The sequence below is a fragment of the Sulfurisphaera javensis genome, from assembly GCF_041154675.1.
GTDB classification, from domain to species: domain Archaea; phylum Thermoproteota; class Thermoprotei_A; order Sulfolobales; family Sulfolobaceae; genus Sulfurisphaera; species Sulfurisphaera javensis.
Window position 1 is genome coordinate 923,130 of the sequence record NZ_AP031322.1, and the last position, 12,096, is coordinate 935,225.

A 12,096-nucleotide genomic window follows, 5' to 3' on the forward strand; every position below is an offset into this window, starting at 1 on the left:
ACTATGAAAAACACTATAATTTTTAAATAAATTGAATACTCAAAAATTAAAAATATTGTTAGTAGATCTAACTTCTTCTCTGACTTCCTCCCATAACGGTTCATCGGTTCCCCTCATCGATTCGTGGTTACATCTCTCATTTGGGGGGCAGTCGAGAGGCTCAGAGAACCCCTCCCATCCTGGTTATTGTTCATTTTTAATTTGTTTATAACACTATGTAAACTTTGTGGGCATTTATCCCGCCTCAGAGAGGCGAGACTTTCTGCCCACAGTTTTTGTAAAGGGACATAATTTCTCACTTTCATATTTTCAGAAAGATAATTTATTTAAGTACTTTTAGTTTTTAAAATTACGTTATGGTTACTTTTCATAAAGTGAATAAAACAAAAAATTACGGGAAACATTTATTTCCTACCTAAGTCTGTTTATTATCCAATTCTGAACCTTTAAGAAACTTTTAGTATATAATATCTTTCTAAATGGAGAGTAAAAAAATCTAAGTTTTACTAGAGATAGAAACATAAAGATAATTATTTTTATTAATTTCTTGCTTATTTTGCTATCTTCTTCTTTATGATAATATTTTACCGGTATTTCCACAACTTTATACCCTCTTTTTACAAAGGAATAAACTAAGTTTACATCAAACACATAATCATTCATCACAAGTTCATGTAATATCTCTTTCAATTTATTTAATTTTACAACTTTCACACCGGCTTGAAAATCATGAAATCTATAGAGGGAAGGAAAAAATAACTTTGTTAGAAAAACGAAAGCATGATGAAGAAATCTTCTTATTGGAGGCATAGTAGAAACATCCCTATGTGCTATAACTAAATCAGCATCAACATTTACTAATTTCTCGACGTCAAGCGTCGGTAGGTCAGCATCAATTATTAGAACTTTATCCCCTAAAGCTTTTTGAACGCCGATTTTTATTGAACCACCTTTTCCTATCCGTGTTTTGTTGATTATAACTGTTCCACCGTATTGCTTTACTACTTCTGGAGTATTATCGTCCCCTTCAAAGACAACGATAATATAAGCAGAAGGAAACTTTTTACGTAAAAGTGAAAGCGTTGAGGCAATTCGTTTTTCTTCATTATACGCTGGAATAACAATTGAAAGCATATAGTAAGATCGAAATTCTATTTATAAGTTTTACTCTTCATTTTTCCACACGTAAATAATAAAAACTGTTAATGGTATAAAAAACTGTTATTAAAAAATTTTCTTACTATTTAAACAAGAATAAGATATAGTATAATGCACAAATAAAATAGACTACCCATAATGAACCATAATTTAGCATTATCAATTTGTTTAATCTTTCTCCTTATTAATGCATCTAATCCAAAATCTTGTGATCCTTTATAAATTAGATAAAGTTCAATGATCATCATAAGTAAATTTATTCCGTATTCCTCAGTATCTACCCAAAAAGCGGATAAAAAGTAAATTAGGTTTGTATAAAATGCTATAGTATTTGTTAATCTTGTCATTAAACCAAGGAGGTTAAATATCCCAAAAGTTATTTCGCCTATCATTACTAATTCTCCGACAAGCAAAACATGAGGCAAAACAACTATCTGTAAAAATTCTCTCATTATAGGACCTTGCATTAATACTTGAATAGTTATACCAACATAACTTGTAGAAGAAGGATTAAGATATCCTGAGTTCAATAATTTTTCAAATACTCCAGCATAGATCCAAATAGTAGCTAAAGCAAGTCTCATGAAATTGGGCCAAAACTCAATTTTCAATTGACTCATAATCTCACTCTCCTTGCTAATTCATTTGAAATTTTATAGATCTCATAAACTCCTATACCAATTAATACAAAACCTAAAAGAGTAGGTGAAGAAAGAAAGAGAGCTTGAAGAATTCCTCCAGTCCAAGTACCAGCTAAGAAAGTTCCATATTTCCACATAATTCCCTTGGTTAATGGTACATTTGACAATAGGAAAAGAAGAGAATTCATAGCAGTTGGAGTTAAACAACATATTCCAGCAATCGTCCCTATTGAAGGAACTGAAGCACTAAGAAAGCCAGCTAAAGAATTAAATGAAGTTATTCTGAAAGAACTGGGAATTTTCCATTCATAAGCGTTTAATGAAACATAGATTAATGACATTATGTAATAACCTAAGATTAAGGCTATTGAAAGAACTATGTCATTAATAACTCCTAAAAGAATTAACCAAGGGTTTAAAACAAATGGTCCTACTATATTTAGGCCAAAACCCTGATAAGATATTTCTGTTAATGGTACAAAGTAAGGACTTACATTTATGTTCGGTACAAGTAAAATTCCAGAGACAATCATAAAAGAAATAAAATAGGCTAAAGAATAAATAATGACCATCCATTTACCAAAACTATCCTTTAAAGTTGCTTTTATTACGTTCCTTAATCGCATAGGACCAGAGACTAAAATAAATCTCCCTCTTCTCATTCTATAAATAAAATATCCAATAGTAGAAGAGACAACTATATATATTATACAAATAAGTAAAAAGTAGTTTAAAAATGATACTTGACCAGATGTAGTAAGCGGATAATACCAGAGCATTTGCACTCTTAAACCAGTAATTATTATAGGCAAGAAAACTGTAGCGTTATAAAAAACGAATACATAGAAAAAAGGATTTATTTTCAATTTTAACACCTCAGCAATGTAATCCAGTTATCGGTGGTAATAACACGTTATCTACTAAGTAAGTTGCGGTTGAAACACTTACTGGTAACACAAAGGCTGGAGCAGTAGTTAAAGGTACTTCATATGCTATGCTTAAAGTCTGCAAATTAATTAGTACAATCATACCTCCACTTGATACTGAACCATGGATAATAACATAAGCATAACTCCCACCAGGAGTAATTCCTATACTAGCTAAACCAGCTGGATTTATACTTGGTAATGAAATAGTGTTGACTATTTGAAAGTTAGAGGTGGATATAACAACTATCTCATCTTTATTTGAAGGAGCTTCTAAATAATATTGGCCATTAGGTGTAAAAGCACCTCTCTGAGGAACAACACCAGATGGCATTTGAACCATTCCTAGATACTGTAAGCTTGGAAGTGAGTAAAATCCAACAGAGTTATTTCCAGCATATTCTACAGCCACCATTGTTCCTTGCTCATTTGGCGAAACCATATAAGGCTGAGAACCTAATGATGTAACTAAAACTTTTGCGACACTTCCATTTGAGGCATATATTAAGTCAACTGAATCATTGAATCTTAATGGAACTATTAAATAATCACCATTTGGAGTCCATCTGACATCACATGGATAATAGGTCTTTCCAGTCGGAGAAACAAAAGTATCCTTCCAAATAACTTGCAAATTCTGTAAATTAATGACTTCAACTGCACCGGATGGTCCATCAGCGATAGCAACGTATTCTTCATTTGGCGAATATGCAACACCTATAAATCCTATGCTTTTACCAACACTTAAATTTCCAACAACTTTCATTGTTGTAGGGTTTACAATATAGACTGTACCGTTATTAACTGGAATAACGATATAAGAAGCATTAAACATTCTACCGTTTAGAAGCTCATCCCAATAATAGATTTGTTGAGGTACATTAACTGAGATGTTGACAACATGCTGAAAACCTAGGAAACTTGAGGTTTGAGAGAATGGATTTATTGCTTGAACAATTCCCTTCTGAGTAAATACAAGCAAGTAGAAATTATTATTAACTGAAGTTGACGTAGAAGAGAATGAAGTTGTTGGTGTAATAGAAGTCGTAGTAGAAGTACTAGAGCTTTTCATCATTATATAAGCTGCACCTATTCCTATTAGTAAAATTATAACAAATCCTACTAAAAGTAATATTTTGTATGTCATTCCCCTTTCAAGTTTACTAATCTTCTTCATATGATTTTTTATGTGATAAATAGGTATAAAAAAATACTTGTTTTTTAAACCCTTTATTCAGAATTATCACAACTAAGTTAAATTGTAATTATTAAATCTACTTTATCAATTACAGCCCTATAAAAGTCTGGGAAACAGCCAACTTTAGCAGAATCAATAAGTTTGTCAGCGACATCTCGCATATAAGCACACTGATCACAAGCTTGTAAATAGATCCCTTTTTCTTTTGCCAGCTTATCTAGTCTTTCAGCTATTGGATTCCCCTTTAAGAGTAAATAAACGTTATCATGAATAAAGAACATTCCAACAACCTCAACATAATGTCTATTTTCCTCTAACTGAGGTACTATCATATTTCCTAATATGTAGTTTCCAAGATTTGATTCAACTATATAAGCTACTTTTTTCATATACAATCTCCCTAAACTCTTTTATAGTTTTACTTACTATATCATTAATTGTAAGTCCTTTTATTGATCTAATAAATTCCTCAAGATTTTTCTTTTCCTCAAACGCTTCGCATAACGCTTCTAATGTTATTATAACTATTGGACATTCTGAAGATCTATATGTTATTTTCTCTCCATCAAAATACAATTTAAACCATCTTGACTCATCAATTTTTACATCACCTATTTCTTTTCCTTTCGGTCTATTATACATTCTTTTCATTAGAAATTCAGATGCATATTTTCTTGTTATTGCACAACCACATTCATCTTTCATTTTTGGGTCACCCTAAATTATATAAACTGAATATTTAAACTTTATGTTTGAGATAAAATACATTACTTTCACCCTCAATAGGAAGATACTTTAAAGCATCTTCGTCATAAAGAGTTTTATCTTCAATGTCTAATCTAACAGCAAATATCTTCTCTCCATTAACTAACGCTGTAAGTAACCAACCTCTGCCTATAGGCGCTGAAGAAACTAACGTAAGTCCTTCATATTTTAAATCTTCCTTCTTAATTGCATTAACTGCTTTTTGACTTACTATTTGATCGAAATAAGAATATAGAAACGCCCTAAATTCTCCCTCTTTTATTAGTTGCTTGATTTCATTTTCTTTCTCTTCTTCTATGGCTTCAACAAATTGAGAGCAGGTCTTTGTGTTTCCAAGCTTAACAAAAATAAAAGAAGCATAATCACCCATGTTATATATCTCATATCTACAGTTGAAGAGCCTTGCTACTTCTGGGAGTGTATACTCAATTGCAGCAGGATTATCAACTAAAACCTCTAGTACTTTTCCTTTTTCCATACTATACAATTTTTGTTTTGTTTTTATTTCTGGTACCGGACATGAGTAACCTCTCAGATCAAGCACTTCGTCCGGATTAGTTTTAAATAGAGCTACTTTTTCCGTATTATTTTTATGTTCTAATTTAGTAATTATTTTTCCATATTCTTCTATGTTCTTTTTGATTCTATTCAAAAGACTGTTTAAGATTATCGATTCACCCTCCCCTTTTATTTCTATCATATTACCATGGATTTCTATTGAAATTTTGAATTTTCCATTTTTATCAAAAATCTCTAAAGAACTTGTCCTTTTAACTATAAAACAATTAAATTTTATAAACCTCATTAATTCAATGTAGCCTTCGTAACCCCAATCTAGTTTTTTAATATTTTTAAGACAATATAATTTATAAAATCTTTCTATATCTAGTATCATATCTGGGTTAGATAACTTTAATTCCATCATGATAAAAAGCCTATAAAGTACTATTTAAATTTTTTCTCATTTTACTTATTTTTAGAAATAATTGAATAATATTTATATTACAGGAGTTTGATAAGATAAAACATGGAACTAAATCTCATAGGCTTATGTTGCTCACAGCCTCATTTGTTAGTTTATTCAAAACTGAGAAAAATGAAAGAAGAAGAAAAACTTAGAATTATAACTGATGATGTTACTGTTATAGAAAGAGATATAATACCCTTAGCGAGAACATTCAATTGCAAATATTTAGTAAAGAAAGAAAATGATAAATATATAATATATTTAGAAAAAATTTGAATTAAAATTTTTAATAAAAAATTAACAATTTCTAATAAAATTTATATAGACACAAAAACATACTTAAGTTTGATGAACTTAGAAGAGAAATTGGAAAATGGAAACCTAATGAAATTTTAGATGTTAGAGGAGAAGAATGTCCTATTCCAGAAACTCTTGCAGCTAAGAAATTAAATAATATGGGAAATTTTAGAGGTTTTGACTGATCATCAACCAGCAGTATATGTAACATTACCTTATCTCGCGAAAAGATTTAGTTACCCTTATCTAGTTATACGAAAGGAGGACTACTACATAGTTAGAATAATTAAAGTTTCAAATGAAGAAAAGGGAACTATAGAGCTAAATAACGAGATTCAAGTGAATTTGTCATTTAAAAAGTTGTTGAAGCTTTTTAGATTCATCTATCTTAATGAGTTTTGTTCCACAAGTTAAAAGAGTTAAGAAGATCAATTATTCTGCTTATTCATTATCAATGAAGTATATTATTCCTTTTGAGCTCCCTTTATTTGTAAAACGTGAAGAATATCCTAATACGTCTATAATAAAATCGAAAGCTCAAGTAAAATAGCTTTTTTGAAAGCTACACTTGGATTTGACTTCTTTATTTATGCTCATAGGGGATACACAGGAATAAGAGTTAGAGAATGGTATGAGGGACCATTAAAGTTTATGTGGAAAAAAGAAATCAACAACCACATTAGATTGGCTAGAGAAAAACTTCCCTCTTATTTAGTTAAATTAATATAATTAATTTCAAATCAATTTATATAAAGGTTTAAAAAGAGGTATTTTTTAAAAACATGCTTTTCTTAATTATTATTAGGGGGTTAAAATGAGTGAAGATCTTAAATTTAAAAATCCGGACCAAGTGTTAGACGTTAGAGGAGAATCATGCCCAGTACCAGAAATGGAAGCAAGCAAAAAATTGAGAAAGATGAAGGTAGGAGAGCTTTTAGAGGTTTTGACTGATCATCAACCAGCAGTAGATGTAACATTACCTTCATTAGCTAAAAATCTAGGATATCCTTACTTAGTAATTAAGGATGGGGAAATTTACCGTGTAAGGATATTAAAGGTGAAATAACTTATGCCACCCAGTATGGTATTGCAGCCATTTTATAACGAAAGTTGGGCCCTTATATATGGACTATTTGGTTTAAGCGGGTTTATTTTAGGTTGGGTGGCTCAAAGGGGTAATTATTGTTTTGTAAATGCAATGACTTCTATTTTTACAACAAAAAGTTATGAGAGATTTGGAGCACTTTTAATCTTATTTGGTCTTTCCGCTTTAGGTTGTGGTCTTTTAGTAGCATTTGGAGTAATTCCAGCAGTTGATCAATACTTTTTTAATTATTTTGCTGGTTGGTATATATTAGTAGGTTCCTTTATTTTCGGATTTGGTGCTGCCTTGGCTGGTGGATGTAATTTATCAATGTTATATAGGGCTTCAAGTGGTTATGTTCAGAATTGGATTGAATTATTTGGAATGATGATAGGTACTTATATATTTGCAATAGGCATTTGGCCATTCCAACAATATACAATGGAAAAAGGAATTTTTTCAACAACAATGGGAGGATATGTCGAGTATTTACCTTATGTAATATTTCATTCAGTTTCTCCGATGGCTGTTTATATTACTACACTTTTGCTCTCTTTACCTTTAATCATACTAGGAATATACCTACAACAATATACGAAGAAAAAATGGGGAATGAATTTTAGAGTGAATTTACCAGGAACTATGGCATATAGACCACCAGGAAGCGTTGCCCTAGGAAAAGAAGAAGAGAAAAAGAATTGGAAAAAAGAAGCATTAGATATGTTATTATTAAAGAAGCCTTATGGAACAAACTTGTCTACAGTAATTTTAGCGTTAGATATGATCTTTGTGTTTATTGTAGGAGCCGGTTATACATTCAATTATTTGGTAATTACTTCCTCTGATGGAGGGAGATTCTTTGAATACCTTCTGATGTTACCTGGAGTAAACTTATTCTTAACTACTCCATGGTTTAACGATGCATTGCCAATAGTTGATCCTAGTACTCTAATGGTAGTTATGCTTTGTGTTGGAGCTTTTGCCGCATCTTTTTTAAGTGGTGATTTTAAAATAAGAATTCCAAAAGAGAAAAAGAGACTTTTAATAGGTTTTGTTGGTGGTATCTTAGTAGGAATTGGTGTTAGAATGGCATTAGGTTGTAATGTTGGATTAATGTGGACCAATTTTGCTCAATTAGGATATGATGGTATAATATTTCTATTTGGAATGTTAGGAGGCGTATGGTTAGCTGTAAAGATTCAAGAGAGGTTATGAAAAATGGTGGAGACCAAGTATATTAGAAAATTACTAGCCCCACTAGTCCTATCCCTATTTGCGATTGGATGGTATCAATTTAGTAAAATATATTTGACTCATGCTGATAGCTTAGCGTTAAGCAATGCTAACTTTGCAGTTTACGTTCAATCTCAGGAGTTCAATGGTTACCTTACAGCTACGAAGTATATCTGTTACGCAATAGTTTACGTTGGACTTCTACTCTTTTGGTATAACTTGGTGAAATTCGTGGAGGTGAAAGAGAACCATGGTTGATTATGCCATAATGATGGTTTCTGGAGATAATGAGAAAATATATATGGGTATTATAACTGCAATTGGTTTGGTCTCTGGAGGAAATAAAGTTTACATGTTCTTTACGATGGATGCATTAAAGGCTTTGACTCCTGAGAGTGAAAAAATAATATTAACCAACGCTAAACCATTAAAGTATTACATTGATAACCTTTTAGAATTAGGTGGCGAAGATGTAAAGATTGTTGCATGTGAATTTGGTATGAAAGTAAAGGGAATAAAAGAGGAGCAATTTATTTATCCAGTTAAGCCTAGTGGAGTATCTGAATTTGCTCTGAAAGCTAATGAAGCAAAAGGAGTTCTAATTTTCTAAACTCCTATATTTTTCTCTTACATAGTTTACTCTTTCTCTCCAATCTACAATAGGAGGAGGATAACCTTTGACCCTCCTCTTATCCAATGAGTGTATAACTGAGGGTGGGTAATCTCTCAACTCCTCTACCCAATCTTTTATGAACTTTGCTTCTGGATCAAATTTTTCTTGTTGCTTCCATGGATTAAAGATACGAAAAGTGTAATCTACTCCAGTTGAAGCAACCCATTGCCAATTTCCATTATTTATAGCTGGATCATAATCTACAAGTTTGGTTGCAAAATACTTTTCTCCCCATCTCCAGTCGACAAACAATACCTTAACCAGGAAAAAAGCTACAATCATCCTTAATCTGCCATTAATGTAACCAGTTGAATTAAGAGCTCTCATTCCAGCATCGATAATCGGGTATCCAGTAATTCCTTCTTTCCAAGCGTTAAAATACTCAATATTGTTATCCCATTGTATATAGTTATACTTCTTTTTAAAACTATTACCAAAAACGTAAGGATTGTAATAAGCGAGAAGAGTAAAAAAGTCCCTCCAATATAGCTCTCTTATAAATTCTTCATTATATATCTTTTTATAATAAACTTCTCTAATCGATACTGTACCAAATTTTATATGAGGAGATAAATGAGAATTACCATTTTCAGAAGGAAAATCTCTTTTAGTATAATCTATATCCCTCTCAAGAAGTTTTAATGCCTCTTTTCTTCCACCTTGAAATAAAGGAGATTCAAATTTCTTAAAAGAGATCAAAAAGTCAGTTGATAAAGAATCAATAGAGCCAAATTTTCCTTCTATAGTAAATGGCTCTCTAACCTTTAATTTTTTAGCATCATTGTAAAACGATGTGAAGGTTTTATGATGAAAGATTGACTTAGTAGTTAACAGATAATCCTCAAATACCTTAAACTCTATTCCTTTATTTTCACATACCTTCTTAATGTTTGAATCCCTAGTTATAGCAAAGGGCGTATAATCCTCATTTACATAAATTGCATCAACTCCTCGAAAATTTGAGATCACATTTTCTGCTTCTCCAAAGAATATATGCAGTTTACTACCCTTTCTTCTTATTTCACTATCAAGTTCTAATAAAGAATTAATCATAAAAGAGACTGCAAACTCAGACTTGTAAGGATTATTAATAAGCTGCCTAGGATCTGCAATAAAAATTGGGATTACTTCTTCGCATTCATTAAAAGCATTATTTAAACCAGAATTATCATAAAGTCTCAAATCTCTTCGAAATATAAATGCACATCTCACATGTTATAGTTACTTAATACCTTAAAAAGAGTTGTAAGATTTATTAGAATATTTCACATTTTCTTTATAGCCTTTAAAGCTTTAATTAAGCTTTGAGCAAAATATGGTAAATCTCCAGGATGCCTTGATGATATTAGGTTCTCGTCTTCTACGACTGGGGCATCAATGTATTCTCCACCAGCTGCGATAACGTCATCTTTTATTGATGAAACGGAAGTAACTTTTCTACCTTTAATTACTCCAGCTGAAATTAATATTTGAGGACCGTGACAGATTGCTGCAACTGGTTTCTTTTTCTCAAAGAATTTTCTTGTAATGTCCTTAACTTCTGGTAAAGTCCTAATTCTTTCCGGCCCTCTTCCACCTGGAATTACTAATGCAAGATAATCGTCTATATTAACATCTTTAAATGCAATATCTGCAACAACTGAATAGCCATGTTTTCCTACTATTTTCATACCGGCTTCTTTGCCAGCTATTACTGGTTGGAATCCTTCTTCTATAACCCTATAAAAAGGGTAAAGTAATTCGATATCTTCATATTCGTCTCCAACTATGAAAAGAACTTTCATATTAAAACTTTTGCTCAAAAGCAAATAAGTTTATGGTAAATAAGATTCACTCATTAACCGAAATATACTTAACTTTCTTTTTAGCTTGAGCTTCAGGGACATTCCAAAAGAACTTATAATACAGATATAAATTAATCATATTTACTACAAAGGAGGAGATAAAAGGAATTGATAAAGCAATAGTTAAAAGGAAGCCAGAGGTTACAGTTGAGACTGCTGATGGTAGAAGTCTAGCTGTCTGATTTATTCCACTAGCTGTTGCTCTTCTTCTTTCACTTACTAAATTCATCATTAATGCTTGTTGAGATGGTAAAGCAAATACTCTGAAAGTTGTGAAGGCTATATAGTCTAATTCAGCAAATAAAGTATAATGAAGAAAAGGAAATATAAGTACTAACATAGAAGAAATTCCTCTAGTAATTATAATAAATTCCACGAAACCTAAAACTTCTGTGAAATATGGTGTTAAAAACATAATAGTAGCTGAGACTATTCCACCTAAAAACACAATAACTCCTATTTCATCCTGTGCTAAACCATAAAATTTTTCAAAAATTACTGGAATAAATGGGGTTATTAAGCCTTGAGCTATACCATTAAAAATGCCAGTATATGTAAATTTTTTAATTATTTGTATGTCCTTATCTCTTACTTTTATTTCTTCTTTTTCTTTTTTCACAGGTAGAACTTTAATTGGTATTGATGACAAAAAAGATATCAAAGATAAGATAAGACCTAAGATAAAAAGTTCATGATAATTTTTTATGTAAGAAAGCAAAGCCCCTCCAGCGCCTGCATATGTGGAAGCTAATGTAAAGATTGAATAAATCTGAGTTCTATTTTTCTCATTAGTTTTCTCTGCAAGGATGGCTGTTTGTATAGGAGCTACAGTTGCACCTACTCCACCGCCAACTAATCCTCCAGCAATTCCAAATCCTCCCAATGCGGAGGCTATAGCAAGTAAATAAAAGTTAGTTGTTAATAATATAATAAGAATACTTAGAGGCAAGAAAAATAAGGTAATAAGAAGAGTAAATTTTCTATCCTTCATATCAGCATAGATAGAGAAAATGAATGCAATTAACGGAGAAGCAAAAGCTCCGATACCGAAAAGAATTCCAATTTTTACTAAACTTAAACCTATATGTAAAAAGTATAATCCAATTACTACTGATATGAAGCCAGCAGTTATGCTTCTCGTAATTCTCGAAAGTAAAAGTAAAGCAATATCTATCTGATTCCTATCCATAAAAGTTATTCTGACCGTTAAGGATATATATCTTTCGGAACCTAACTGAGATAAAAAAACAATTCTGAGAAATTTATTATTTAGGGAAAGTCTTAAAATACGTTATAAGGATAGAGTTTAA

General features: G+C 31.3%; 16 protein-coding genes and 1 pseudogene. 7 read left to right on the forward strand and 10 right to left on the reverse strand.

Annotated features, from left to right (window positions below; all coding sequences use genetic code 11):
* Nucleotides 1–411: 411 nt before the first annotated feature.
* The 7 genes from ACAM25_RS04890 to ACAM25_RS04920 form a co-directional block, all read right to left on the reverse strand.
* Complete coding sequence (locus ACAM25_RS04890) at nt 412–1,134, reverse strand: glycosyltransferase (RefSeq protein ID WP_369611216.1); 723 nt, start codon at nt 1,132–1,134, stop codon at nt 412–414.
* 110 nt (nt 1,135–1,244) lie between these two features.
* Nucleotides 1,245–1,778, reverse strand: a complete 534-nt coding sequence (locus ACAM25_RS04895) for a TQO small subunit DoxD (RefSeq protein ID WP_369611217.1) — start codon at nt 1,776–1,778, stop codon at nt 1,245–1,247.
* Entirely contained in the window at nt 1,775–2,674 is a 900-nt protein-coding gene (locus ACAM25_RS04900) for a hypothetical protein (RefSeq protein WP_369611218.1), read from the reverse strand. Before ACAM25_RS04900 ends, ACAM25_RS04895 begins: the two co-directional genes overlap by 4 nt.
* Nucleotide 2,675: 1 nt before the next feature.
* A complete protein-coding gene (locus tag ACAM25_RS04905; protein ID WP_369611219.1) occupies nt 2,676–3,902 on the reverse strand; it encodes a YncE family protein in 1,227 nt (408 codons plus the stop codon).
* Nucleotides 3,903–3,979: 77 nt separating this feature from the next.
* Nucleotides 3,980–4,312: a DsrE family protein gene (locus ACAM25_RS04910; RefSeq protein ID WP_369611220.1), complete on the reverse strand. Its 333-nt coding sequence runs from the start codon at nt 4,310–4,312 to the stop codon at nt 3,980–3,982.
* Complete coding sequence (locus ACAM25_RS04915) at nt 4,287–4,628, reverse strand: hypothetical protein (protein WP_369611221.1); 342 nt, start codon at nt 4,626–4,628, stop codon at nt 4,287–4,289. The genes ACAM25_RS04910 and ACAM25_RS04915 overlap by 26 nt, the downstream gene beginning before the upstream one ends.
* A 34-nt stretch (nt 4,629–4,662) precedes the next feature.
* Entirely contained in the window at nt 4,663–5,613 is a 951-nt protein-coding gene (locus ACAM25_RS04920) for a sulfurtransferase TusA family protein (RefSeq protein WP_369611222.1), read from the reverse strand.
* Nucleotides 5,614–5,715: 102 nt separating this feature from the next.
* On the opposite strand from ACAM25_RS04920, the gene ACAM25_RS04925 reads away from it, so the two are divergent.
* The 7 genes and pseudogenes from ACAM25_RS04925 (at nt 5,716) to ACAM25_RS04955 (ending at nt 8,879) form a co-directional block, all read left to right on the forward strand.
* Nucleotides 5,716–5,931, forward strand: coding sequence for a sulfurtransferase TusA family protein (locus tag ACAM25_RS04925; protein ID WP_369611223.1), 216 nt, complete (start codon nt 5,716–5,718; stop codon nt 5,929–5,931).
* A gap of 89 nt (nt 5,932–6,020) precedes the next feature.
* Nucleotides 6,021–6,246, forward strand: a pseudogene (locus ACAM25_RS04930) (sulfurtransferase TusA family protein); the annotation flags it as partial.
* A 261-nt stretch (nt 6,247–6,507) separates the two neighbouring features.
* Complete coding sequence (locus tag ACAM25_RS04935; RefSeq protein WP_369611224.1) at nt 6,508–6,681, forward strand: hypothetical protein; 174 nt, start codon at nt 6,508–6,510, stop codon at nt 6,679–6,681.
* Between the two features lie 85 nt (nt 6,682–6,766).
* Entirely contained in the window at nt 6,767–7,018 is a 252-nt protein-coding gene (locus ACAM25_RS04940) for a sulfurtransferase TusA family protein (protein WP_369611225.1), read from the forward strand.
* Nucleotides 7,019–7,021: 3 nt separating this feature from the next.
* Nucleotides 7,022–8,251, forward strand: a complete 1,230-nt coding sequence (locus tag ACAM25_RS04945; protein WP_369611226.1) for a YeeE/YedE family protein — start codon at nt 7,022–7,024, stop codon at nt 8,249–8,251.
* 3 nt (nt 8,252–8,254) lie between these two features.
* Nucleotides 8,255–8,527 (forward strand): hypothetical protein, encoded by a 273-nt coding sequence (locus ACAM25_RS04950; RefSeq protein ID WP_369611227.1) that lies wholly within the window; start codon nt 8,255–8,257, stop codon nt 8,525–8,527.
* The gene (locus ACAM25_RS04955; protein WP_369611228.1) at nt 8,520–8,879 is read left to right on the forward strand and encodes a DsrE family protein; all 360 of its coding nucleotides are present in this window, start codon (nt 8,520–8,522) and stop codon (nt 8,877–8,879) included. The genes ACAM25_RS04950 and ACAM25_RS04955 overlap by 8 nt, the downstream gene beginning before the upstream one ends.
* Here ACAM25_RS04955 and ACAM25_RS04960 read toward each other — a convergent pair.
* From ACAM25_RS04960 to ACAM25_RS04970, 3 genes are read right to left on the reverse strand one after another with little or no spacing between them, the layout of a single operon-like run.
* A complete protein-coding gene (locus ACAM25_RS04960; RefSeq protein ID WP_369611229.1) occupies nt 8,868–10,154 on the reverse strand; it encodes a deoxyribodipyrimidine photo-lyase in 1,287 nt (428 codons plus the stop codon). The genes ACAM25_RS04955 and ACAM25_RS04960 overlap by 12 nt on opposite strands.
* A 53-nt stretch (nt 10,155–10,207) precedes the next feature.
* A complete protein-coding gene (locus ACAM25_RS04965) occupies nt 10,208–10,726 on the reverse strand; it encodes a type 1 glutamine amidotransferase domain-containing protein (protein WP_369611230.1) in 519 nt (172 codons plus the stop codon).
* A 46-nt stretch (nt 10,727–10,772) separates the two neighbouring features.
* Nucleotides 10,773–11,975 (reverse strand): MFS transporter, encoded by a 1,203-nt coding sequence (locus tag ACAM25_RS04970; RefSeq protein ID WP_369611231.1) that lies wholly within the window; start codon nt 11,973–11,975, stop codon nt 10,773–10,775.
* Nucleotides 11,976–12,096: the final 121 nt, after the last annotated feature.